Genomic DNA, 22692 nt, shown 5'->3' with positions numbered 1-22692 from the left:
AGACACAAATTTGAGCTTTTCGTCCATCTTCGTACTTTCATTCCACGGCATAGAGTGGTCCCTCCTATGCCAAAAACTGTAAAGTATGTGCCCGGTATAAAACGTAAACTATGTCTCGGGTAGGACATAAGGCTTTAAAGGCGAAATGCTTTTGAAGCCTTTTTTCTTTTTAGCTCTGGGCTAGCATTTTTACATAAGCCATATCAATTTTCGTTATTAATAATGTGGCTCAAATAAAAAACCACCTTAAGTTTTCACTCAAAGTGGTTAAACCCGTAAGGATCGGGTATGCCGAATTATTATTTTTTTCTTAAAAAGACAGGAATATCGCCTTCATAAACATTGGCGTTTACTTTTGCTTGCTCAACACAAGGTTGCTCCTTGTAATCACTCAATTCAATATCTAAGGCTTTAGCATAAATTTGGGCGTTGGATAAGGTATTCTCTGGCACTTGCTGGTACCCCAACAGTTCTCCATTTTCTATACGAACGATCTCAAAAATTTTTAATCCGCAAGTGCTGGCTGCTGCAGACAATGTCAGGCCCCGCATCTCCCGTGCACTACGAAGATGCCTGCCAATCTGCTTAAAGGATTGAATTTCTGCTAAGTTCATAAAAACCCATACAAATGTAAGCTCTTATGTTCGCCCTCGCTGTAGTCCTAGTCAATTAGCCCTGAGGCTAATGAGAAAGAGGTAGCTCCACAATGAATCGTGCGCCGCTACCAAAGGCATCCTCATAATGAATAGAACCTCGATATCTAGTGACAATGTGCTTGCAAAGCCATAGGCCTAGACCCATTCCAGTCTGCTTGGTGGTACTTAACAGCTCAAATAGTTGAGGTTTAAATTCAGTAGGTACGCCCCCGCCATTATCAGAAATGCTTAATTTGACGGAATGGCCAGATCTCATGGCCTCTATAGCAATACGACGCTGGAGTGTTCCTGAATTAGCCAAAGCCTGAGTGGCATTGTTCACAAGATTCAATATCACTTGCTCAATTTCAGCTGGGTTAACCTTCACTGCTAAGTCATCATCTACCTTTAACTGAATTTGGATATTCTTTGACTTTAGCTCTGGCCTCACAATATCTAGTACCTTAGAAATGGAATCGCCTAATTGAACATCCTGAGCATTCAAATCACCCTCAGTAAATATTGACCTTAAAGATTTGACAATCGTAGCGGCTCGCTTGTTATCCTCTTCCAAGGAATCTAAAATTTCTTTACCCAACTTCGGATTGAGGACCCCTTTTTCTAATTTCATTTTGAGAAACTGGATATTCAGATTAGATGCTCCAAGAGGTTGATTGAGTTCATGAGCAATTGATGCCGATAAAGCACCAGTAGCGGCCGTTTTATTGGCTTTCATCAGCCCATAAATCAAACGCTCTTTATCTTTTAAGAGCTCGGTGATTTTCTCGTTTTCTTCTCTTGTTTTCTCAAGCGTATTAGCAATTTGATTTTCTTTTGTGATTTGTTTTTCTAAATAAAAACTGCCTAGAGCCACATATACCAATATCGTACTGCCATAGCCAATCCATAAAAGCGTTAAAGCCACTGCATCTTGGGCATACAAAAAGAAATTGGTTTGAGTACTACCAATTAACACCCAAAGAGTTCTGACAATTTCTCCGAATAAGGTTAATACTGATAAAAAAATAAGCCACTTTACAACCACTGTTCGGTCTTTTTTGTAATACTTCCTCAACTCCCATATTTGCCAGATTAAAAATAGCTCTTGAGTAATAGTAATTAAGGCAACGCGATGCTTAAAGGTATCTGGAATTACCCGCAAGTAATCATAGAAAAAGAAAATAAAGATCGAAATAATTGATACAAGCAAAGCTTGAAACTTAGTAAAAGGCCGTTTATTCCATGAACGATATAAAAATATCAGGAGGAGAACTGAAACAATAAATGAGCTATTTGCAATTGTGAGAAAAAACTGATGAAACCACAAGGCAATTCCAAAACAAAAGGAAGAGAGTGAAAAAAGGCCGACACTCATTGGCCAATAGATGCTGAAATCACCTTTTTCATTGGCACGATATTGATACAAGGCGCTTAAAAATAATCCCAGGCCAATGAGCGAAAAAACAATAAAAAAGATTTGATTAGCGACTTCCATCACTGAATATTACAGATAGCAGACTGAAATGTCGCTTAAAAAGGGGCCCCGCTTGAGGATCCTTGCAATGAAGGGCTGTTGTAACAAAGGCATAGAAGATGAGATCTGATTAGCTATAGGGCTAATATCCTCAGCCTATACTTTGATTTAAATTGACCTAATTAGCTAAATATAAACCCTCTCTTTATGACTAAATCTGGCCACATTTTCATAATCGATGACGATGACTCAATGCGCATTTCACTCTCCAGAATGTTGAGCGAGGTAGGCTATACCGTAGATCATTACCAATCTGGCATCAATTTTTTAAAAGAATCTCTCCCAATCTCTCCAGCAGTGATTCTTTTGGATATGCAAATGCCTGATATGTCTGGAGTTGAACTGCAGCAGCAATTGTTAGCCCTGGGTCGCAGAACACCTATTATTTTTATTAGCGGACAAAGTCATCCCCATCAAATTGTTTCTAGTCTTAAAAATGGTGCCATAGATTTTTTATTTAAACCATTCAAACTCGAAGATCTATTAATTGCCTTGAGCAAGGCGCTTGAGCTAGATAAGCAACAACTGGTTCAATTATCCAAAGAGTTAGATATCAAACAATGTTTTCTCACTCTAACGCCAAGGGAAAAAGAGGTTTGCTCTTTATTGGTTAGAGGCTTATTAAACAAAGAAATTGCTGTTGAGCTAGGCACGGTTGATGCCACGATCAAAGTGCACAAGGCAAGAGTGATGGAGAAAATGCATGCGGACTCTATACAAGCCCTAGTGAGAATGTATCTTGAGGCAGATTTAGTTAATGCTTAGATAAAAAATCTGGCAAGAGTAAAAAAAGTCATTCCCAATAATATGGTTGCCAAGATACTGTTGGTTACTAAAAATCCAATCACTCCGCCGATGGCACCAAATAGTTGGGGTGAATACAGGTTTAGTTCAAATAGTTGGGTTGCTGGATCTTTTGCAAATAGTACGTCTGGCAAAACAATGGCAATGAGAGCCGCAGTAGGTGCATAGCGCAAAAACTCATGAATACTTCTGGGAATGGGAAATTTTGAGCCCACTAAAAGAATAGAGCCCCTACTCAGTATGCTCACTAGCATCAAGCCAAAAAAAGTAATCCATAAGTCCACTGTATTCATGCATTCCTCTTTTGAGATTGTTTGTCTACCAATACCGCAGCCATTACACCAGCAATCACTGAGCAAACAATCGTTAAACGATACGGCAGATTGATAGTTAAGATACAAGTGCCAGCAGCTGCTAATGCTGAGATAACAGCAGTTTTATGTTTAATGGCAGGAATGATCAAGGCTAGCAATGCTAGCGGTCCAGCAAACCCAAGGCCCCAAGAGATCGGAATATAAGAACCAAAAAAAATGGCAATTAATGCACCTATCTGCCAAAAAAACCAATGCGCTAGGACCATTCCCATGAAATAGAGCAGCTCAACTTGGCTCCCTTGAGGGTTATCTAGCGAAGGAAACTTTTCTACAAATTTTGCGAAACTCATATCGGTGTTTAAGCTCCCGATACCCAGTCTTTGCCAGAAAGAATAATGTTTAAAGTGAGGTTGAAGGACTGCGCTAAAAATAACAAAACGCGACATCACAATCAATGCAGTCAGCCAAACAGTCCAAAAGGGATAATCTCCAGCGATCAATGGCATCACCGCCAATTGCGAAGATCCTGCATAAACGAGGATGTTGAACCAAAATGTATTTACCGGGCTCAGTCCCGCGCCCAGCAAGCTAATACTCGTGACTAAGGACCAAGCAATAATCCCCGGAGATGATTCGAGCATCACTTTTAAACCCTGAATAAAAGGGGGTCGTTGGAAAAATTTCAAGGAAGTTAAATACTGTATTTAGCGGATTGGATAGTGACTCAATCGTGAGTTTCTATTCCCACTCAATCGTTGCCGGTGGTTTGCCGCTGATATCGTAGACAACACGATTGATGCCACGCACTTCATTGATGATGCGATTGGAAACCTTACCTAGTAACTCATGTGGCAAGTGAGCCCAATGGGCCGTCATAAAGTCTTGCGTTTGCACTGCTCTGAGTGCCACAACATATTCATAAGTTCTGCCATCACCCATGACACCAACCGATTTCACCGGCAAGAAGACGGCGAAAGCCTGACTGGTCAGGTCATACCAGGACTTCTGGCTAGCTTCATCAATCGTGCTGCGCAATTCTTCTATGAAGATCGCATCAGCGCGTTGCAGCAAGTCTGCAAACTCTGCTTTGACTTCACCCAAAATGCGCACACCCAAACCTGGTCCTGGGAAAGGGTGACGATAGACCATCTCACGCGGCAGACCTAAAGCAACGCCCAGCTCGCGTACCTCATCTTTAAATAACTCACGCAATGGCTCTAGTAATTTGAGATGCATGTCTTCAGGCAGGCCACCAACGTTATGGTGACTCTTAATCGTATGCGCACCCTTCTTACCTTTACCGGCAGACTCAATCACGTCTGGATAAATAGTGCCCTGAGCTAACCACTGAGCATTCTTGATCTTGCCAGACTCAGTTTGGAAGATTTCAACGAATTCTTTACCGATGATTTTTCGCTTCGCTTCGGGATCAGAAACGCCTGCTAACTTACCCATAAAAGTATCTTTTGCATCAACACGAATGACTTTAACGCCCAGGTTGCGCGCAAACATTTCCATGACCATGTCACCTTCGTTCAAACGAAGCAGGCCGTGATCAACAAACACGCAAGTCAGTTGATCGCCAATAGCACGATGGATTAAAGCGGCAGCAACACTCGAGTCAACACCACCAGACAGACCGAGGATAACTTCTTCATTACCCACTTGCTTGCGAATATTCTCAACCGCCTCGGCAATATAGTCACCCATGACCCAATCAGGCTTGCACTGGCAGATCTCATGCACGAAGCGCTCAAGAATAGCGGTACCTTGAATGGTATGGGTCACTTCTGGGTGAAACTGAAATGCATAGAAGCGGCGCTCTTCATCAGCCATACCCGCAATCGGGCAAGATTCAGTGGAAGCCATCAATTGAAAAGATGGCGGCATGTTGGTTACTGAATCACCATGACTCATCCACACTTTAAGAATGCCATGGCCTTCACTGGTAGAAAAATCCTGAATGCCCTTGAGTAAGTTAGTGTGGCCATGAGCGCGCACTTCTGAGTAACCAAACTCACGTGCCTTACCCAATGACTCAGCTGAAGCAACTGCACCTCCCAATTGGGTTGCCATGGTCTGCATGCCATAGCAAATCCCTAAAACGGGAACGCCTAATTCAAATACGATTTGTGGAGCACGCGGACTACCATCTTCGGTCACTGAGCTAGGACCGCCAGAGAGAATGATGCCTTTGCCACCCTGCTCTTGAATAAATTTGCGAATGAATTCTGGATCGCAATCGTAGGGGTGAATCTCTGAATACACGCGGGCATCACGCACACGCCTAGCAATTAATTGAGTTACTTGTGAACCAAAGTCGAGAATCAGTATTTTGTCGTGCACGAAAGAATCAGTCTTTAATTCAGGCTTAATTTCAGCTTTTATTTAGTTATTAATCAATGTGGTAATTCGGTGCTTCCTTGGTGATCTTCACATCATGTACGTGCGACTCGCGCACACCGGCTGATGTAATTTCCACAAAATTGGCTTTTTCATGAAGCTCGGCAATCGTCTTGCACCCAAGGTAACCCATGGAAGATCGAATACCGCCAGTGAGCTGATGCAAGATTGCAAGCACACTCCCCTTATACGGCACTTGGCCTTCAATACCTTCTGGTACGAGCTTCTCAGCATTGGCAACAATATCGCTCTGGAAGTATCGGTCAGCAGAGCCATCGGCCATTGCTCCTAAAGAACCCATGCCACGATAACTCTTGTAGGAACGTCCTTGATACAGAAACACTTCGCCAGGAGCTTCTTCAGTACCGGCAAACATACCGCCCATCATCACAGAACTGGCGCCAGCTGCTAACGCTTTAGCCACATCACCAGAGTAACGGATGCCGCCGTCAGCAATCAAAGGAATGCCCGTACCTTTTAATGCAGTAGCCACATTCACAATCGCTGTAATTTGAGGAACGCCTACACCCGCAACAATCCGTGTCGTACAAATAGAGCCAGGACCAATACCAACTTTCACGCCATCAGCACCATGATCGGCCAATGCTTTAGCAGCTTCACCGGTAGCAATATTGCCGCCGATCACTTGCACATGGGGATAATTTTTCTTAACCCATTTGACACGATCCAAAACACCTTGGCTATGGCCATGAGCGGTATCCACCACAATGACATCGACACCAGCGCGCACTAAGAGCTCAATACGCTCGTCGTTATCAGGACCTACCCCTACGGCTGCACCAACCCGCAACTTACCCTCGCCATCCTTACACGCATTAGGATGCTCGGTGGCTTTCAAAATATCTTTCACTGTGATCAAGCCGCGTAATTCAAATTGATCATTGACTACTAAAACACGCTCTAGGCGATGCTGACTCATCAAGCGCTTAGCTTCTTCGAGTGTGCAACCTTCTTTAACAGTCACCAAACGCTCACGCGGAGTCATCTTGGTTTTGACAGGGGCATCCAAATCTTCTTCAAACCGTAAGTCGCGGTTGGTAATGATTCCAACCACTTCTTTACCGGTCAAGACAGGAAATCCAGAGAAACCATGTTCGCGTGAAAGCTGAATCACTTGACGCAGAGTGACATCAGGACCAATCGTGATGGGATCCCGAAGAACACCAGATTCATAGCGCTTCACTTTTGCCACTTCACGCGCCTGTTCTGCAGGCTTGAGGTTTTTATGAATAATGCCGATACCACCTTCACTGGCCATGGCAATCGCCAAACGACCCTCTGTGACGGTATCCATCGCAGCGGACACCAATGGTGTATTAAGTGAAATATCCCGAGTTAACTTACTTGCCAAGCTGGCATCTCGAGGGAGCACCGCAGAATAGGCCGGTACGAGGAGCACATCGTCAAAAGTGAGTGCTTTTTGAATGAGTCGCATGCAAAACCCCTAGTCGCAAAAACAGATTATAGCCTCCTAGCCTTCCTTTTGGCTGCCGCTGCCTGGAATTTGGCGTCCTGGTTCTGGTTTGCCTTTTTGCGCCGGACCGCCTTAGGGTCAATTAATAAGGGGGAGTAGAGCTCTAAGCGATCTCCGGCATAAATTGGGCTATCCCACTCCTTACGTTTTCCAAAAACGCCGTAACAGCCCTTTCTAGCCAAAGCCGGGTCTGCTTGATCCACCACTAAGCCAGCTTTTAGGAGTGCCAAGCCCACTGTCGGGGTTTCAGTAGGGGTGAGAACCAGTTGAAAAGGACTGAGTATCGGATTGCCTTGCCTAGCATCACAAATCCAGATCTCCATCATGCGATTAGCCATACAGCTCTTCTGCGCGCTTTACAAAACAATCCACAAATGTCCCTGCAATGTGTCCAAACACAGGTCCAATGATCTTATCCAGAATCACGCTCTTAAATTCCCAATGGAGCTTAAATTCCACCTTACAAGCATCTTCTCGCAAAGGAATGAAATTCCACTGCCCTGAAAAATGTTTGAATGGCCCATCCACAAAAACCATATCAATGGTCTCAGGGCGATGGTTCACATTGCGAGTATGAAAATACTGATTAATGCCCTTGAAATTGATATTGATTTTGGCATCCAAAACGGTTTCGGTTTGCTCAAAAATTTCTACCCCACCACACCAAGGTAAAAACTCTGGGTAACGCGCTACATCGGTCACCAAACCATACATTCGGTCGGCTGATTGGCCAATTAAAACGGTCTTGTAGACGTCTGCCATAATCGATCTTGGAAGCTAAATAAATATGAGTATCGTCGATAACAAAAAAGCCTTCTTTGATTATTTTATCGAGGAACGCTTTGAGGCAGGGCTAGTGCTAGAGGGCTGGGAAGTAAAAGCCATCCGAGCTGGTCGCGTGCACGTCAAAGAAGCCTATGTCGTCATTCGCAAGGCGGAGCTTTTTCTGATTGGTTGCCATATTACCCCCCTGCTATCAGCCTCTACCCATATCGTTCCAGACAGCACCCGCACCCGAAAGCTTCTGCTAAATGCCATTGAGATCCGCAAATTGATCGGTAAGGTTGAGCAAAAGGGTTATACCCTCGTACCACTCAATCTGCACTTTTCCAAAGGCAATGTGAAGTGCGAAATCGGTCTGGCTAGGGGTAAAAAGCAACATGACAAGCGTGCTGCTACCAAGGAACGAGAGTGGGAAGTTCAAAAAGGCCGAATCGCGAGAGGCGATTTAAACGCTTAAAAGCCCAAAAACTGGGGTAGAACGGCCTCAAGGCAAATATCCGCGCTTTTATGCACTTATATAGTGCAATACAGCACCAAGCTGCTTCAAACCCCAAAGCTTATAACTCTTAAAGGCATTAGTTTGGTAACTATGAAATTGCCTTTTGACGAAATGCTGGATGCCGCAGGCAAAGCACGGCCTCACTACCAAGTTTTTCATAACTGGTTAAAGCAACAGAGCGACACGCTTATGGGTCTTAAGCGTGCTGAAGCTGACCTGATCTTTAGGCGCGTGGGCATTACATTCGCCGTCTACGGAGATGATCTGGGTTCTGAAAGAACCATTCCCTTTGATCAAATCCCCCGAATTTTCACTGCCAAAGAATGGCATCAGCTTGAGGCAGGTTTGCGTCAACGCGTCAAAGCACTCAATCGCTTTATTTATGACGTCTATCACGATGAAGACATCATCAAAGCTGGCATCGTTCCCGCTGAGCAAATTTTTAATAATGCGCAATATCGCCCAGAGATGCGTAACGTCAGTGTGCCACGGGATATCTATGCACAAATTGCGGGTATCGATATCGTGCGCGCAGGCGAAGGTGAGTTCTACGTTTTAGAAGATAACTTGCGCGTGCCTTCTGGCGTTTCTTATATGGTTGAAGATCGCAAGATGATGATGCGTCTTTTCCCGGACCTATTCCAAAAATATCGTATTGCTCCCGTAGAGCACTACCCCGACCTCTTATTGGAATGCCTCAAGTCTGTTAAACCGGATGATGTTAAGAAACCAAATGTCGTGCTACTAACCCCTGGCATGTATAACTCTGCTTACTTTGAGCATAGCTATCTCGCCCAACAAATGGGGGTAGAACTCGTCGAAGGTAAGGACCTGTTTGTGAAGAATGAGCAAGTCTTCATGCGCACCACTCAAGGACCTGAGCGGGTAGATGTGATCTATCGGCGCGTTGATGATGACTTCTTAGATCCATTAGCCTTCCGCTCAGATTCGACCCTTGGGGTTGCAGGATTACTGTCTGCGTACCGCGCTGGCAATGTCACTTTAGCTAACGCTATTGGTACTGGTATTGCTGATGACAAATCAATTTATCCATACGTTCCAGAAATGATTGAGTTTTATCTCGGTGAAAAACCCATTCTGAATAACGTGCCTACCTTCCAGTGCCGCAAGACAGATGATTTGGCTTACACCTTAGCCAACTTGGAAAAGTTAGTAGTCAAACTGACTCATGGTGCTGGTGGCTATGGCATGTTAGTTGGCCCAGCTTCTACCAAAGCAGAGATTGAAGCATTTAGAACCCATCTCATTGCCAATCCAGATAAATACATTGCTCAACCTACGCTGGCACTTTCTACTTGCCCGACCTTTGTGGAATCGGGTGTTGCTCCCAGACATATTGATTTACGCCCTTTTGTACTCTCTGGAAAAACGATCAAGATGGTTCCCGGCGGCCTCACTAGGGTCGCCCTCAAAGAAGGTTCTTTGGTAGTGAACTCCTCCCAAGGTGGTGGCACTAAAGATACCTGGGTATTAGAAGAATAAGAGGGATAGCAAAAAATGTTAAGTCGTACTGCAGACTGCTTATATTGGATGGCGCGTTATACAGAGCGTGCAGAAAATACTGCTCGCATGTTAGATGTGAATCACCAAACTTCTCTACTGCCACAGCCAGCAGAATTTCTAGAGCAAAGTTGGAAGAAGTTGCTCACCATCTCTAAGCTAGAAGATGCTTTCTTAAGTAAATATGATGTCGTCAATCGTGAGAATGTTTTGGATTTCATGATTTATGAAACCAGCAATCCTTCTAGCATTGTTTCTTGTTTATACGCTGCTCGTGAAAATGCTCGCGTGATTCGCGGCAAAATTACTTCTGAAGTTTGGGAAACCCAAAATACTACCTGGCTTGAGCTCCAACGCATCTTAGAGGCAAGACATCAAGCCGACCCCAGCAGATTATTAGAGTGGGTAAAACATCGCTGCCACCTCTTTAGAGGCGTGATGCACGGCACGATGCTCAAGAATGAAGCTTTCTACTTTATTAACGTTGGCACTCTACTAGAGCGCGCTGATAATACTGGTCGTATTCTAGAAACCAAGTACGAGGATCAGGCCGCCCTCAAAGTATTGAGCACCCAAAAGAATCCCGATGATAGTTCAGATGGTGCATTCTTTGATTTTTATCATTGGGCTGCTCTGCTGCGCTCAGTCTCTGCATTTGAGATCTACCGTCAGATCTATTCTGATCAAGTTACTCCAAAGCAAGTTGCTCAACTGTTGATTTTTAATAAACAAATGCCACGTTCATTAGTTTGCTGTGTCAATGAATTAATTCCTTTAGTTTCTGAAGTGAAGAATCAACAATCTAAAGAAATTGAACGCTTACTGGGTAAACTCAAAGCAAGCTTAGATTACTCAGACATTGATGAAGTCTTTGAACAAGGTCTTGAAGAGTTTATTGAAGTCTTCCTTGAGCGCATCAACCATATTGCCGATGAGTTTAGCAACGCTTATCTCATCCCATTGGCTGTTGCCTAAGACTTCGTAAAGAATATATGCATCTGAAAATTCGTCATCGCACTGAGTATCGCTATGAAACACCAGTGCGCTATTCCATTCAAGAGCTGCGTCTGACACCCCCGACAACTGCAGGCCAGCAAATCGATAAGTGGAAAATCAGTACGCCCATTAAGGCATCAAGCTCTATCGATACCTTTGCTAACTTCTATAGTGTATTTGTGCAGGAATCGCCTTATACGTCCATGATGATTGAAGCGGAGGGTGAAGTTCATACCCAAGATGCCTTTGAGTTTAAGGATGATGCAAAAGCGGTCTCCCCTTATTATCTGCTGCAGCAAACCAATCTCACTGAACCCACAGATGAAATGCTGGGCTACTTTGCATCAAGTCTACCCAAGAAAAATTCGGTGGATGAGGTTTTAAAATTGGCTACTGCGGTTCAACAAGCAATTGGGTATGTTCCAGGTCAAACGACCTTTGCCACTACTGCTGCCCAATCCTTTGCCCTAAAATCCGGCGTTTGCCAAGATCATGCTCATGTCATGCTGAGCCTATGCAGGGCTGCGCAGATTCCTGCGAGATACGTCAGTGGCTACTTCTTTGCCGAAGAATCTCCCAACTTAGCTAGCCATGCTTGGATTGATTTTTGCAGCGATATTGAAAAAGGGATTTGGATCAGCGTAGATATTACCCACGCCTGCCTGATTGATGCGCGCCATATACGCCTAGCGATTGGTCGCGACTATTATTCCGCAGCACCAGTCAAAGGTGTTCGTACCGGTGGGGGCGGCGAGGAGCTCAGCGCAAACATCTCGATTCAGCAGCTACCCTAAATCCTGATCGATATTTAAGAGATAATCCAAAATCATTATTAACAGGATATGGGTATATGACATATTGCGTTGGGCTTTGCCTCAAAGATGGTCTAGTCTTTTTATCCGACACCCGCACCAATGCTGGGGTAGATCAAATTGGTACATTCAGGAAAATGACCTTGTTCCAAAAGGACAATGATCGTTTCTTTGCCTTAATGAGTGCTGGCAATCTTGCAATTACCCAAGCAGTCAAAGAAATACTCCTGCAAGGTCAACTGCTGAATGGCAAAAATCTTTGGACTGCTGAAAATACGCATGATGCAGCGGCAGTGATTGGCGATGCCATCAAACAGGTGTATGAACGTGATCATATAGCCCTTGAAAAAGCAGGCATTGACTTCAACTGCAACCTCATTTTTGGCGGTCAAGTCAAAGGAGAGAGGCCGCGTCTCTTTAATATTTATTCTGCTGGTAATTTTATTGAAGCCACCCCAGAAACTTGCTACTTCCAGATTGGCGAATCCAAATACGGTAAACCCATTCTTGATAGAGTCCTGAATTTTTCTACTCCGCTTAATTTAGCAACAAAGTGTGCCTTGATTTCGATGGACTCAACTCTGAATAGCAATATTTCTGTTGGTTTGCCTCTAGATTTATTGGTATACGAAAAGAACTCTCTCAAAGCCAGCAAACTGGTAACGATGGATGAATCAAACCCCTACTTCCAAATGATTCATCAGCTCTGGGGTGAAAAATTACGCGCAGCCTTCAACTCGATATCAGAACCGAGTTGGAGCGGTGCCCATAAATCGAGCGCCATCTCAGCGCCCGCCAAGAAAATGGGTGCAGTACCTATTAATCATCAACCACCAAAAGCAAAACTGGCGAAATCCTCAGCTAAACCAACGAGCAACTCCAAGAAAACTTCAAGCGCTAAAGGAAAGCCTACGAAGAAGTCGTAATCCTTTAGCTTTAGCCTGAGTAGATTTCACTGATCTCAATGAGATTGAGATCGGGATCGCGTACATATATGGAATGGATTTTTGAAATGGCACCCGTACGCATCACAGGACCTTCAACAATGGGCCAAGCTTCTTTTTCAAGCTTTGCAATGACCTCACCTAAGGATCGCTCAGCAATAAAACAAAGGTCTAATGCTCCTGGAGTTGGAATATTGGCTTTAGGCTCGAACTCTTTGCCTTTGATGTGCAAATTAATTTTTTGATTGCCGAATTTAAAAGCCTTACGCTCAACTGGCGGAGTGCCGCCGATGAAAGATTCGAGTGTCATCCCCATCACGCGCGTATAGAAGTCAATGCAAGCAGTTTCGTTTGCTGTGGTCAGAACTAAATGGTCTAAATGATCAATCATCTTCCCTCCACATCTATTACTGACGCAGCTCTTTGACATACTCTGGCGCTTGATGCAAATCACAAGTACGCCCTGCTTTAGCAACCTGTCCAGGAACAGTGTGGCCAACAATAGCAGGCAACTCCCGAGCGATCGCTAACAAGTTTGGAATATTCATGCCGGTGTCATAACCCATCGCATCTAGCATATGAATCGCATCTTCACTTGATATATTCCCGCTAGCCCCAGGTGCATATGGGCAACCTCCAAGACCACCAAGCGAGCCATCAAATCTGGTAATACCTGATTGCACTGCTGCCAGCACATTGGCTAAGCCCATACCTCTCGTATTATGAAAATGCATCGTGATCTGCGTTTCTGGGAAACGCTTTTGCATCAACTCCGACATACTGATTACTTGAGCAGGGTTGGCCATACCCGTGGTATCGCAAATCGTGAGGCCACGGACACCAAGATCAGCAAAGCGCTGTGCAAACTCTTCAACAACCTTCTGCGGCACATCACCCTCCATAGGGCAACCAAAGGAGGTGGATAAAGAAACGTTGATCGGCGTTCTACCATCGACATATTTGATCACCTCAGCTAAGCCAGCAAAACTCTTTTCGCGTGTCATGCGCAAATTGGCTAGGTTGTGGGTCTCAGAGGTAGACATCACTAGGTTAAATTCGTCAGCCTTCGATTCAAAGGCGCGCTCAGCACCTCGAAGATTGGGCACGAGCACTGTGTACTCAACACTAGGAACTCTCTTAATTCTGCCCATCACCTCTTCGGCATCTCTGAGCATTGGAATCGCTTTAGGAGAAGTAAATGAAGTCACTTCGATCTTGGCAAAGCCACATTGACTGAGCTCATTGATTAAGCGAACTTTGTCATCAGTCGGAATGAAGTTGGGCTCTATCTGAAAGCCATCGCGTGTCACCACGTCATTAAAGTAAATTCTAGTCATTGTTATCTGTATTTATTCTCTGTGCTTGTTTTGTATTTATTTAGTGAAGGCGACGCCACGCTCTTTCAGTGAAGCAATTTGTGCATCACTTAATCCAATACCCCGTAATATCTCATCGGTATTTTGACCGATGTCTGGTGCCAGTGTTCTGATAGAGCCTGGCGTACGAGAAAGCTTTGGAATGACTCCTGGAACCTCAACCTTAGTGCCATCATGCATCTGAATAGTTTCAATATTTCCACGGGCTTTATAGTGTGGATCTTGTGCAATATCGGCGACGGTATAAATTCTGCCGGCAGGCACTGCTACAGCATCTAGAGCTTCTAATGCTTTATCAGTCGTTAAGGTTTTGGCCCATTCACCAATCGCCTGGTCAAGCTCTACAACCCGCTTAACTCGACCTTCATTATTTTCTAATTGCGGATCATTACCTAAATCATCCCGACCAATCAACTTCATGAGTCTTTTAAAGATACTATCGCCATTGCCTGCAACCAATACATAGCCAGCGTCCCCACAAAGATAAGCGTTAGTGGGTGCAATCCCAGGCAATGCGCTACCAGCAGCCTGCCTAACCTCTCCAAACGCACTGTATTCAGGTAGCAAGCTTTCCATGCAATTAAAGACGGCTTCGTAAAGAGCAATATCAATCACTTGACCTTCTCCACTTTGATGACGCTCTTGCAGTGCCAACAGAATTCCGATAACACCATGCAAAGAGGCCAAGGTATCGCCAATGCTAATGCCAACACGCACTGGGACTCTACCTGGTTCAGCAGTTAAATGACGTAAGCCACCCATGGCTTCTGCAACGACACCAAAGCCAGGCTTATCCCGATACGGACCAGTCTGGCCATAACCACTAATACGCAGAATAATCAAGCGCGGATTGATTTTAAGAAGATCTTGCGGATCAAGGCCCCAGCCCTCTAAGGTACCAGGACGAAAATTTTCGATAAGAACATCAGATTCTTTGACCAGAGCTCTCACAATCTCTTGCGCTTCTGTCTGTTTTAAATCCAAGGAAAGAGAACGCTTATTACGAGATTGGACTTGCCACCAAATAGAGGTGCCATCTTTTAACAAACGCCACTTACGCAAAGCATCCCCAAGTTTGGGTGGCTCAATCTTGACTACATCAGCGCCGAAGTCAGCCAATGTTTTAGCAGCAAATGGCCCAGCAATCAGCTGACCCATCTCAATCACTTTTAAACCCGATAACGGCTCCATAAGACAACCCTCTATAACTCCAAAATAAGGTTAAGGCACCCTTATTATGCAATCAACTTCTCAGACTCACCAAAACAATAAGGCGCAACTCAATTGCGCCTTATTGTAGTTTTGGGCCTAAATTTACCCCTATTTCTTACCCAACATTTCCCAGGTCTCTACTACGCTATCTGGGTTCAGTGAGATGGAGGTGATACCTTTCTCTACCAGCCAACGGGCAAAGTCTGGATGGTCTGAAGGCCCTTGACCGCAAATACCAACGTATTTATTTTGCTTGCGGCAAGCATCGATTGAACGGGCGATCATAAATTCCACCGCTGGATCACGCTCATCGAAGTCAATCGCGAGCAGCTCCATACCGGAGTCACGATCCAGCCCAAGTGTTAACTGAGTCATATCGTTTGAACCAATTGAGAAGCCATCAAAATATTCAAGGAATTGATCTGCCAGAATCGCATTGGATGGAATCTCACACATCATAATCAGGCGCAAACCATTGACTCCCCTTTTGAGACCAAACTTCTCCATCATATCAATCACGCGTTTAGCCTGATTAATGGTACGCACAAATGGCACCATGATCTCGACGTTATCAAGACCCATCTCTTCGCGCACACGCTTCATTGCTGCGCACTCTAGAGCAAATGCTTCGCCAAAGTCTTCAGAGACATAACGTGATGCGCCGCGGAAGCCGAGCATTGGATTTTCTTCATCAGGCTCATAGCGTGAACCGCCAATCAACTTCTTGTACTCATTGGATTTGAAGTCAGATAAACGGACGATGACAGGCTTTGGATAGAAAGCGGCTGCAATGGTTGCCACACCTTCAACCAATTTATCCTCATAGAACTGACGTGGACTTGCATAACCACGAGCAACACTTTCTACAGCACGCTTAAGATCCGGATCGATATTAGGATACTCAAGAACTGCACGGGGATGCACGCCAATATAGTTATTGATGATGAACTCGAGACGCGCAAGACCAACGCCCGCATTGGGGATTTGACAGAAATCAAATGCCAACTGAGGATTACCAATGTTCATAGTGATCTTCACCGGAATCTCTGGTAATACACCACGAGATATTTCAGAGACTTCGGTTTCGATCAAGCCATCATAGATATGACCTTCATCACCCTCAGCGCAAGAGACGGTAACCATCATGCCGTCTTGTAATTGCTCAGTCGCATCACCACAACCGACTACTGCAGGGACACCCAACTCACGCGCAATAATCGCAGCGTGACAGGTACGACCACCACGATTGGTCACAATCGCAGCAGCACGCTTCATGACTGGCTCCCAGTTAGGGTCTGTCATATCAGCAACCAATACATCGCCGGGCTGAACCCGATCCATCTCGCTAGGGTCGCGAATAATACGCACTGGACCGGCACCAATCTTCTGACCAATGGCGCGGCCTTTTGCTAATACCTTTGAGCTGCCTTTAAGCTTGTAGCGCATCTCTACCTGGCCAGCTGCTTGACTCTTCACGGTCTCAGGGCGAGCTTGCAAAATATAGATACGGCCATCTTGTCCATCTTTGCCCCACTCGATATCCATAGGACGACCGTAGTGTTTTTCAATAATGACGGCGTACTTTGCCAACTCAGTAATGTCAGCATCTTCCAAAGAAAAGCGATTGCGTTTTTCTGGGGTGACGTCTACTGTTTGCACCTTCTCAGCAGAACCTTTAGGGGCAAATTGCATCTGAATTAACTTTGAACCTAAAGAGCGACGAATGATCGCTTTTTTGTTTTGCGCCAAGGTTGTCTTAAATACATAGAACTCATCTGGATTCACTGCACCCTGCACCACAGTCTCACCTAAACCATAGCTAGAGGTAATAAAGACGACATCCTCAAAACCAGACTCAGTATCTAAGGTAAACATCACACCAGCAGCGCCTAGGTCAGAGCGCACCATCCGCTGAATACCAGCAGACAAGGCTACTTCCGCATGGGCAAAGCCTTTGTGTACACGGTAAGAAATGGCACGATCGTTGTATAGGGAGGCAAATACTTCGCGGATTTTTTTGAGAACATCATCAATACCCTCGACGTTCAAGAAAGTTTCTTGCTGACCTGCAAAAGAGGCATCAGGCAAGTCTTCGGCAGTAGCAGAAGAGCGCACTGCAAACGAACCTTTGCCAGAGTCATCGAGAACTGCGAATGCTTTACGAATCTCTTCTTCCAGCTTAGGCTGAAATGGCGCGGTCTCAATCCAATTGCGGATTTCAGCGCCAGCTTCTGCTAAGGCGCGGACATCATCAATATTGAGATTCTCTAAGCGCTTTTGAATACGCTCGGTGAGGTTGTTATGTTTTAGAAAATCGCGGAATGCTAATGCGGTAGTGGCAAAACCTGTTGGAACACGCACTCCAGTTGAGGCCAGTTGTGAGATCATTTCGCCTAAGGAGGCATTCTTACCGCCGACTGACTCAACATCTGTCATGCGAAGTTGCTCAAAAGGCAAGACATAGGCATCTGCCATACTGCTATTTTGCTGCTGTTGGTTGGACATAAAATACTCTCTAAAGATAAGGAAAGCGGTCTAGCTGTCGCCTAAAATGCGACTTACTCTAATATGACGCTATTGTAGTGCTGACCCCCCACTTTTAGGCCAAATCCATGTCTACCGAAACCCGTATTGTTTTTATTGTTTCTGATGGAACCGGCATCACCGCCGAGAACTTCAGCCAATCGATTTTGGCCCAATTTGAGGCCACTTTTAAGCAGGTTCGGGTGCCTTTTGTAGACAGCGTAGATAAGGCCCATGATGCAGTCAACAGCATCAATCAAGCGGCTAGTAAATATGGTGTCCAGCCGATTGTTTTCACCACCTTGGTGAATGCTGAACTCAATAGCATTGTCAGCAAAGCCAATGGCCTCATTTTGGATATGTTCCAGACCTTCGTGGCACCACTTGAAGCCGCCTTAGGTATGAAATCTACGCATGCCATGAACCGCTTGCACCACAATGCGGATACCGAAGCCTATAAGAACCGTATTGAGGCCATTAACTATTCGTTAGCACATGATGATGGGCAATCAAACCAGAACTTGGTCGAAGCCGACGTCATTTTGATTGGCATCTCCCGAGTCGGTAAAACCCCAACCAGTCTCTATCTAGCCATGCAGTATGGATTGAAGGCAGCCAATTACCCTCTGATTCCGGAAGATTTTGAACGGGGGCAACTGCCAAAGGATTTAGTGCCTTATCGCCAGAAGATTTTTGGCCTGATGATTGATGCTGAACGCCTCTCAGAGATACGCAATGAGCGCCGTCCTGGTAGTAACTACGCAAAACTAGAAAATTGTCGTTATGAAATTAACGAGGCGACCGCGATGATGAAGAAGCAATCCATTCCATGGGTGATGACTACTAGCAAATCTATCGAAGAGATAGCTACCACTGTCTTGCAAGCCATGAAGTCTGATAAAACGATTTTAGGGTAGCTTGGTTTAACTTAACTACGCCTAACACGCATTGTTTCAAACAGGCAAACGGCAGCGGCGGTAGAAACATTTAAGGACTCCACTCGCGGGTCGATTGGTATAGCAACGCCTTTTGCTTGTGCTAAAAAATCTTCAGACACACCCTGACCTTCGCTACCCATCACCCAAGCAACAGGATGCTGTAATTCTTTTTGTAGCGCAAAGAGTTCGTATTCTGCATCTGCTATAGCAGCAAGCATAGGGGCGGTGACAGCACTCAATACTTGTTGATTGGACCAGCCCTCATAAAGATCTAACAAGCGATGAGCGCCCATGCCCGCACGCAAGACTTTGCTTGACCATAAATGGGCGCATCCCGATAAAGCAATTACCTGAGTAAAGCCCGCTGCTGCTGCAGTACGTAAGATCGAGCCAACATTACCAGCATCTTGTATACGATCTAATATCAGGACATCGCCAGCTAATGTGCTAATTGACTGTGGGGACGTTAAGCAAGATTGAGGAATATCAAGCAAGCCTGCAATATGAGGTGCATTGACTAACTCACTCAGCAAATCCCAGAGAGCGCTATCCAACTGGAAAACTTTTGTATCGGGACAGATTTCAATATGAGAGTAGACCGCTTCAGAAATTTCGGGATTTTGTAAACCCACTTCCGAGGTAAGTAAGATCTTTAAGGATGAGTCTCCCACCCAAGTCTGAACCAAATGAATGCCTTCTAATAAGACTTGACCTCTGGCGATTCTAGTCTTCTGCCCCTTTGATCCAGCGGCCTGCAAAAGACGAATCTCTTTGAAAAGCGGATTCTCTTTAGAAGTGATGAGATCAAAATTCATATAGAGTTAGCTTGCATTCATCTCGAGTACTTTTCTGACTGGAGAAAAACTTCTACGGTGCTGCTCACAAGCGCCATACTGCTTTAACGCAGCAAAATGAGCCTCGGTTGGATAACCCATATGCTGAGCAAAACCATATTCTGGGTGACGCTCATGCAAGATTTGCATCTGACGGTCACGAGTCACTTTAGCCAAGATAGAGGCCGCTGATATTGCTGGCTCTTTAGCATCCCCTTTAATAATGGCTTCTGCAGCAATGGGTAGCTCCGGACAGCGATTGCCATCGATTAAAGCCTTATCAGGCCACTGTCCTAAACGTGAGCTCAAATCCTCAACAGCCCGTCGCATCGCCAACATAGTTGCTTGCAAAATGTTGATCTCATCAATTTCTGCAGGGCTAGCTTCGCCTATCCCCCAGGCCTTAGCTTTTTCCATGATTTGTTGATACAAAAACTCACGGCGTGCCGCAGTCAGTTTTTTTGAATCCTTAAGACCATTGATAGGATTATGGGGATCTAGCACGACTGCACCCGCAACAACAGCACCAACAAGCGGGCCTCGCCCTGCTTCATCTACGCCACAGATCCACACAATACTCATTGAGCCACCTGGCTCTTGCGACTATTAGTAATGGTTTGTACAACTGCTTGAGCAACAACCAAGCCCGTTGGTCGGCGCAGTGTTTCATGCATCTGCGCAAAGCGTGCTTTTAACTCTGCGACCTGATTAGGATGATCTAGCCATTCTTGCAATGCATTAGCTAACTTTTGAGGAGTGGCATCATCTTGCAATAACTCTGGCACTACAAATTCACCGCACAAAATATTAGGTAAACCTACATAAGGCAGATAACCCTGACGCTTCATAATCTGGGCCGTGAGCCAAGGTACCTTATAAGAAATCACCATCGGCTTTTTCCATAAGGCAGTCTGCAGGGTAGCGGTACCACTAGCTATGAGGACTACGTCAGAGGCTTCCAAAACCTCATCTGCCATCCCATCAAGTAAATGAATCTGAATGTCAGGATTGATATTCTTCGTTTTCAGCAATAGCTGCTCTAGTGGATGATGCAATCGCGGCGTTGCCACTGGAATTAAAAAATGGATTTTTTGACCCTTGAAACGTTCAGCCAATAATTGCATCGTTTCAAAAAAGACGGGAGCAATCAGCTCAATTTCAGAGTCACGACTTCCAGGCAATACTGCAACGACCATTCCATCCAGTGCAGTTGTTGATAGTCTTAAAGACTCAATGATTTTTTTGCGGGCCTGAGGAACATCTGGAGTCAAAGGAATTTCACTGGCTAATGGATGTCCAACATAAGTAGACGCTATACCTGCACGATCATAGATTTCAGCTTCAAAAGGGAAAATGCAGAGCATACGGTCAACTGCTTGTGCAATCTTATTAATACGCCCAGCTCTCCATGCCCAAATAGAGGGAGAAACTAGATGCAAGGTCGGAATACCGGCTTTACGCAATTGCAGCTCAACCCCTAAGTTAAAGTCAGGCGCATCAATCCCCAAGTAGACGTCAGGACGACCCTCACCCAATAGATGGTTAATCAGTTCTTTACGAAGTTTCAGAATAGCCGGAAGTTGTTTAATAGCCTCAACATAGCCACGCACACTTAAGGTTTCCATGGGCCATTCTGATCGCATACCTTCAGCTTGCATACGTGGTCCACCAATGCCATATACCTCTAGACCAGCCATGTCCGGAATTTGATTCAATGCACTCAGAACTGGCGCAGCGAGTAAATCACCAGAGGGTTCGCCAGCTACACAAGCTAACTTTGGCAAAGTATTCCTATCGTTACCGAATAATGCCGCGAGTAGAGGCGGCAATAAAGTCATGGAACTCTGTCAGCTTTTCTACAGTAGCTGCATCAGCCGCACTTGCAGAAATCATTTTCTGAATTTCTACTTTAGCATCTTCAAAACTGAGACCATCTTTGTAGAGAACCTTATAAGCCTGACGCAATGCAGAAATCGTTTCACTGGAAAAACCGCGACGCTTTAAGCCCTCTACGTTAATGCCATGAGGTGAGGCTTTATCGCCAGCTGCAATTACAAATGGCGGAATATCCTGCACCAGTGCTGAAGCACCACCCAACATCGCATGTTGCCCAATGCGCACAAATTGATGGACACCAGACATGCCACCCATAATGGCCCAATCATGCACATGCACATGACCTGCAATTTGCGCATTACTCGAGAAAATGGTGTGATTGCCGACTTGGCAGTCATGCGCAATGTGGACATAAGCCATGATCCAGTTGTCATTACCTATACGGGTAATACCTTCATCCTGAGAAGTACCTGTATGAATGGTAGTGAATTCACGAATCGTATTGCGATCACCAATCATGAGTTGAGTCGGCTCCCCACGATATTTCATATCTTGAGGAGGTCCACCAATAGCAGTAAAGTGAGCAAAGTTATTATCTTTGCCAATCGTGGTGTGACCCTCGATCACAGTATGCGATCCAATCTTGGTACCTGAGCCAATTTTGACGTGAGGACCAATCACAGAATAGGGACCAATTTCGACATCACTGGCAACCTCTGCTTTGCTGTCCACTACAGCAGATGCATGAATCTGGGTCATCATGCGCCTTTCGAACGAACCGCACAGGTGATATTGGCCTCAGCAGCTATCTCACCGTCTACGGTTGCCTGGACTGCAAACTTATAAATACCAGCACGACCGCGTTCCAACTTTGCAGTCATGATGAGTTGATCTCCTGGTAATACTGGCTTTTTAAAGCGAGCGCCATCAATACCAGCAAAGTAATAGACTGCGTCTTCAGCACGCTCTTCAGAAAAGGTTAGCAAGGCGGCTGTTTGAGCTAGCGCTTCGATAATCAGCACGCCTGGCATTACCGGAAAATCTGGAAAGTGTCCTTGAAAGAAAGGTTCATTCATGGTCACATTCTTCAATGCAGTGATTGTCTCGCGTGGAGTGATTTCTAAGACACGGTCTACCAATAAGAATGGATAGCGATGTGGCAACAACTGGAGAATCTTATGGATATCGATCGCAATTGGTGTGCTCATAAATGACCTACTAAGAAGTGAATGAA

At 45.1% G+C, this 22692-nt stretch carries 24 protein-coding genes; 7 read left to right on the top strand and 17 right to left on the bottom strand.

Annotation, left to right across the window (positions count from 1 at the left end):
- Positions 1-299: 299 nt before the first annotated feature.
- Both ICN21_RS09835 and ICN21_RS09830 read right to left on the bottom strand, forming a co-directional pair.
- Positions 300-614 (bottom strand): RodZ family helix-turn-helix domain-containing protein, encoded by a 315-nt coding sequence (locus tag ICN21_RS09835; protein WP_216178276.1) that lies wholly within the window; start codon positions 612-614, stop codon positions 300-302.
- A gap of 67 nt (positions 615-681) precedes the next feature.
- Positions 682-2130, bottom strand: a complete 1449-nt coding sequence (locus ICN21_RS09830) for a sensor histidine kinase (RefSeq protein ID WP_216178275.1) — start codon at positions 2128-2130, stop codon at positions 682-684.
- 186 nt (positions 2131-2316) lie between these two features.
- Here ICN21_RS09830 and ICN21_RS09825 point away from each other — a divergent pair, with 186 nt between their 5' ends.
- A complete protein-coding gene (locus tag ICN21_RS09825) occupies positions 2317-2934 on the top strand; it encodes a response regulator transcription factor (RefSeq protein WP_216178274.1) in 618 nt (205 codons plus the stop codon).
- Here the strand turns inward: ICN21_RS09825 and ICN21_RS09820 are convergent.
- The 6 genes from ICN21_RS09820 to ICN21_RS09795 form a co-directional block, all read right to left on the bottom strand.
- Entirely contained in the window at positions 2931-3266 is a 336-nt protein-coding gene (locus ICN21_RS09820; RefSeq protein WP_216178273.1) for an AzlD domain-containing protein, read from the bottom strand. The genes ICN21_RS09825 and ICN21_RS09820 overlap by 4 nt on opposite strands.
- Positions 3263-3928 carry an AzlC family ABC transporter permease gene (locus ICN21_RS09815; RefSeq protein ID WP_255534291.1) on the bottom strand — a complete coding sequence of 222 codons (666 nt, stop codon included), beginning with the start codon at positions 3926-3928 and terminating at the stop codon, positions 3263-3265. The genes ICN21_RS09820 and ICN21_RS09815 overlap by 4 nt, the downstream gene beginning before the upstream one ends.
- A 97-nt stretch (positions 3929-4025) precedes the next feature.
- The gene (gene guaA / locus ICN21_RS09810) at positions 4026-5633 is read right to left on the bottom strand and encodes a glutamine-hydrolyzing GMP synthase (protein WP_216178271.1); all 1608 of its coding nucleotides are present in this window, start codon (positions 5631-5633) and stop codon (positions 4026-4028) included.
- A gap of 49 nt (positions 5634-5682) precedes the next feature.
- Complete coding sequence (guaB, locus tag ICN21_RS09805) at positions 5683-7146, bottom strand: IMP dehydrogenase (RefSeq protein WP_216178270.1); 1464 nt, start codon at positions 7144-7146, stop codon at positions 5683-5685.
- Between the two features lie 26 nt (positions 7147-7172).
- The gene (locus tag ICN21_RS09800; RefSeq protein ID WP_216178269.1) at positions 7173-7523 is read right to left on the bottom strand and encodes an RnfH family protein; all 351 of its coding nucleotides are present in this window, start codon (positions 7521-7523) and stop codon (positions 7173-7175) included.
- Positions 7516-7947, bottom strand: coding sequence for a type II toxin-antitoxin system RatA family toxin (locus tag ICN21_RS09795; protein WP_215296547.1), 432 nt, complete (start codon positions 7945-7947; stop codon positions 7516-7518). The genes ICN21_RS09800 and ICN21_RS09795 overlap by 8 nt, the downstream gene beginning before the upstream one ends.
- A gap of 25 nt (positions 7948-7972) precedes the next feature.
- Between ICN21_RS09795 and smpB the strand changes: the two genes are divergently transcribed.
- The 5 genes from smpB (at position 7973) to ICN21_RS09770 (ending at position 12722) form a co-directional block, all read left to right on the top strand.
- Entirely contained in the window at positions 7973-8425 is a 453-nt protein-coding gene (smpB, locus tag ICN21_RS09790; protein ID WP_071465370.1) for an SsrA-binding protein SmpB, read from the top strand.
- Positions 8426-8557: 132 nt separating this feature from the next.
- Entirely contained in the window at positions 8558-9970 is a 1413-nt protein-coding gene (locus ICN21_RS09785; protein WP_215296546.1) for a circularly permuted type 2 ATP-grasp protein, read from the top strand.
- 15 nt (positions 9971-9985) lie between these two features.
- On the top strand, positions 9986-10963 hold the full coding sequence (locus ICN21_RS09780) for an alpha-E domain-containing protein (protein WP_216178268.1): 978 nt from the start codon (positions 9986-9988) through the stop codon (positions 10961-10963).
- Between the two features lie 17 nt (positions 10964-10980).
- On the top strand, positions 10981-11778 hold the full coding sequence (locus ICN21_RS09775; RefSeq protein WP_216178267.1) for a transglutaminase family protein: 798 nt from the start codon (positions 10981-10983) through the stop codon (positions 11776-11778).
- Between the two features lie 56 nt (positions 11779-11834).
- Complete coding sequence (locus tag ICN21_RS09770; RefSeq protein ID WP_216178266.1) at positions 11835-12722, top strand: peptidase; 888 nt, start codon at positions 11835-11837, stop codon at positions 12720-12722.
- A 10-nt stretch (positions 12723-12732) separates the two neighbouring features.
- Here the strand turns inward: ICN21_RS09770 and ICN21_RS09765 are convergent, their stop codons facing one another.
- The 4 genes from ICN21_RS09765 to ppsA form a co-directional block, all read right to left on the bottom strand.
- On the bottom strand, positions 12733-13131 hold the full coding sequence (locus tag ICN21_RS09765; protein ID WP_215296542.1) for a VOC family protein: 399 nt from the start codon (positions 13129-13131) through the stop codon (positions 12733-12735).
- A 16-nt stretch (positions 13132-13147) separates the two neighbouring features.
- The gene (locus ICN21_RS09760) at positions 13148-14077 is read right to left on the bottom strand and encodes a hydroxymethylglutaryl-CoA lyase (RefSeq protein WP_216178265.1); all 930 of its coding nucleotides are present in this window, start codon (positions 14075-14077) and stop codon (positions 13148-13150) included.
- Between the two features lie 36 nt (positions 14078-14113).
- Positions 14114-15307, bottom strand: coding sequence for a CaiB/BaiF CoA-transferase family protein (locus ICN21_RS09755; protein WP_216178264.1), 1194 nt, complete (start codon positions 15305-15307; stop codon positions 14114-14116).
- Positions 15308-15436: 129 nt separating this feature from the next.
- Entirely contained in the window at positions 15437-17833 is a 2397-nt protein-coding gene (gene ppsA, locus ICN21_RS09750) for a phosphoenolpyruvate synthase (protein ID WP_255534287.1), read from the bottom strand.
- 107 nt (positions 17834-17940) lie between these two features.
- Here ppsA and ICN21_RS09745 point away from each other — a divergent pair, with 107 nt between their 5' ends.
- Positions 17941-18768: a pyruvate, water dikinase regulatory protein gene (locus tag ICN21_RS09745; protein ID WP_215319867.1), complete on the top strand. Its 828-nt coding sequence runs from the start codon at positions 17941-17943 to the stop codon at positions 18766-18768.
- 11 nt (positions 18769-18779) lie between these two features.
- Here the strand turns inward: ICN21_RS09745 and ICN21_RS09740 are convergent, their stop codons facing one another.
- The 5 genes from ICN21_RS09740 to fabZ are packed head-to-tail and all read right to left on the bottom strand — an operon-like array spanning position 18780 to position 22666.
- Complete coding sequence (locus tag ICN21_RS09740; protein ID WP_216178263.1) at positions 18780-19604, bottom strand: RNA methyltransferase; 825 nt, start codon at positions 19602-19604, stop codon at positions 18780-18782.
- Positions 19605-19610: 6 nt separating this feature from the next.
- Positions 19611-20204 carry a ribonuclease HII gene (gene rnhB, locus ICN21_RS09735; protein ID WP_216178262.1) on the bottom strand — a complete coding sequence of 198 codons (594 nt, stop codon included), beginning with the start codon at positions 20202-20204 and terminating at the stop codon, positions 19611-19613.
- Complete coding sequence (gene lpxB / locus ICN21_RS09730; protein WP_216178261.1) at positions 20201-21460, bottom strand: lipid-A-disaccharide synthase; 1260 nt, start codon at positions 21458-21460, stop codon at positions 20201-20203. Before lpxB ends, rnhB begins: the two co-directional genes overlap by 4 nt.
- Complete coding sequence (gene lpxA / locus ICN21_RS09725) at positions 21420-22217, bottom strand: acyl-ACP--UDP-N-acetylglucosamine O-acyltransferase (RefSeq protein ID WP_216178289.1); 798 nt, start codon at positions 22215-22217, stop codon at positions 21420-21422. Before lpxA ends, lpxB begins: the two co-directional genes overlap by 41 nt.
- A complete protein-coding gene (fabZ, locus tag ICN21_RS09720) occupies positions 22217-22666 on the bottom strand; it encodes a 3-hydroxyacyl-ACP dehydratase FabZ (RefSeq protein ID WP_215296536.1) in 450 nt (149 codons plus the stop codon). Before fabZ ends, lpxA begins: the two co-directional genes overlap by 1 nt.
- Between the last annotated feature and the right edge of the window lie 26 nt (positions 22667-22692).

The sequence above is a fragment of the Polynucleobacter sp. AP-Feld-500C-C5 genome, assembly GCF_018882265.1.
GTDB lineage: Bacteria > Pseudomonadota > Gammaproteobacteria > Burkholderiales > Burkholderiaceae > Polynucleobacter.
Note: the sequence above shows the minus strand (reverse complement) of the source record. Positions and strands in the feature narration are given on the sequence as shown.

What these genes read in the sequence shown, in the direction of transcription:
- ICN21_RS09835 (WP_216178276.1), bottom strand. Translation starts at nt 614, where the DNA reads ATGAACTTAGCAGAAATTCAATCCTTTAAGCAGATTGGCAGGCATCTT.
- ICN21_RS09830 (WP_216178275.1), bottom strand. Translation starts at nt 2,130, where the DNA reads ATGGAAGTCGCTAATCAAATCTTTTTTATTGTTTTTTCGCTCATTGGC.
- ICN21_RS09825 (WP_216178274.1), top strand. Translation starts at nt 2,317, where the DNA reads ATGACTAAATCTGGCCACATTTTCATAATCGATGACGATGACTCAATG.
- ICN21_RS09820 (WP_216178273.1), bottom strand. Translation starts at nt 3,266, where the DNA reads ATGAATACAGTGGACTTATGGATTACTTTTTTTGGCTTGATGCTAGTG.
- ICN21_RS09815 (WP_255534291.1), bottom strand. Translation starts at nt 3,928, where the DNA reads ATGCTCGAATCATCTCCGGGGATTATTGCTTGGTCCTTAGTCACGAGT.
- guaB (WP_216178270.1), bottom strand. Translation starts at nt 7,146, where the DNA reads ATGCGACTCATTCAAAAAGCACTCACTTTTGACGATGTGCTCCTCGTA.
- ICN21_RS09800 (WP_216178269.1), bottom strand. Translation starts at nt 7,523, where the DNA reads ATGGCTAATCGCATGATGGAGATCTGGATTTGTGATGCTAGGCAAGGC.
- ICN21_RS09795 (WP_215296547.1), bottom strand. Translation starts at nt 7,947, where the DNA reads ATGGCAGACGTCTACAAGACCGTTTTAATTGGCCAATCAGCCGACCGA.
- smpB (WP_071465370.1), top strand. Translation starts at nt 7,973, where the DNA reads ATGAGTATCGTCGATAACAAAAAAGCCTTCTTTGATTATTTTATCGAG.
- ICN21_RS09785 (WP_215296546.1), top strand. Translation starts at nt 8,558, where the DNA reads ATGAAATTGCCTTTTGACGAAATGCTGGATGCCGCAGGCAAAGCACGG.
- ICN21_RS09780 (WP_216178268.1), top strand. Translation starts at nt 9,986, where the DNA reads ATGTTAAGTCGTACTGCAGACTGCTTATATTGGATGGCGCGTTATACA.
- ICN21_RS09775 (WP_216178267.1), top strand. Translation starts at nt 10,981, where the DNA reads ATGCATCTGAAAATTCGTCATCGCACTGAGTATCGCTATGAAACACCA.
- ICN21_RS09770 (WP_216178266.1), top strand. Translation starts at nt 11,835, where the DNA reads ATGACATATTGCGTTGGGCTTTGCCTCAAAGATGGTCTAGTCTTTTTA.
- ICN21_RS09765 (WP_215296542.1), bottom strand. Translation starts at nt 13,131, where the DNA reads ATGATTGATCATTTAGACCATTTAGTTCTGACCACAGCAAACGAAACT.
- ICN21_RS09760 (WP_216178265.1), bottom strand. Translation starts at nt 14,077, where the DNA reads ATGACTAGAATTTACTTTAATGACGTGGTGACACGCGATGGCTTTCAG.
- ICN21_RS09755 (WP_216178264.1), bottom strand. Translation starts at nt 15,307, where the DNA reads ATGGAGCCGTTATCGGGTTTAAAAGTGATTGAGATGGGTCAGCTGATT.
- ppsA (WP_255534287.1), bottom strand. Translation starts at nt 17,833, where the DNA reads ATGTCCAACCAACAGCAGCAAAATAGCAGTATGGCAGATGCCTATGTC.
- ICN21_RS09745 (WP_215319867.1), top strand. Translation starts at nt 17,941, where the DNA reads ATGTCTACCGAAACCCGTATTGTTTTTATTGTTTCTGATGGAACCGGC.
- ICN21_RS09740 (WP_216178263.1), bottom strand. Translation starts at nt 19,604, where the DNA reads ATGAATTTTGATCTCATCACTTCTAAAGAGAATCCGCTTTTCAAAGAG.
- rnhB (WP_216178262.1), bottom strand. Translation starts at nt 20,204, where the DNA reads ATGAGTATTGTGTGGATCTGTGGCGTAGATGAAGCAGGGCGAGGCCCG.
- lpxB (WP_216178261.1), bottom strand. Translation starts at nt 21,460, where the DNA reads ATGACTTTATTGCCGCCTCTACTCGCGGCATTATTCGGTAACGATAGG.
- lpxA (WP_216178289.1), bottom strand. Translation starts at nt 22,217, where the DNA reads ATGACCCAGATTCATGCATCTGCTGTAGTGGACAGCAAAGCAGAGGTT.
- fabZ (WP_215296536.1), bottom strand. Translation starts at nt 22,666, where the DNA reads ATGAGCACACCAATTGCGATCGATATCCATAAGATTCTCCAGTTGTTG.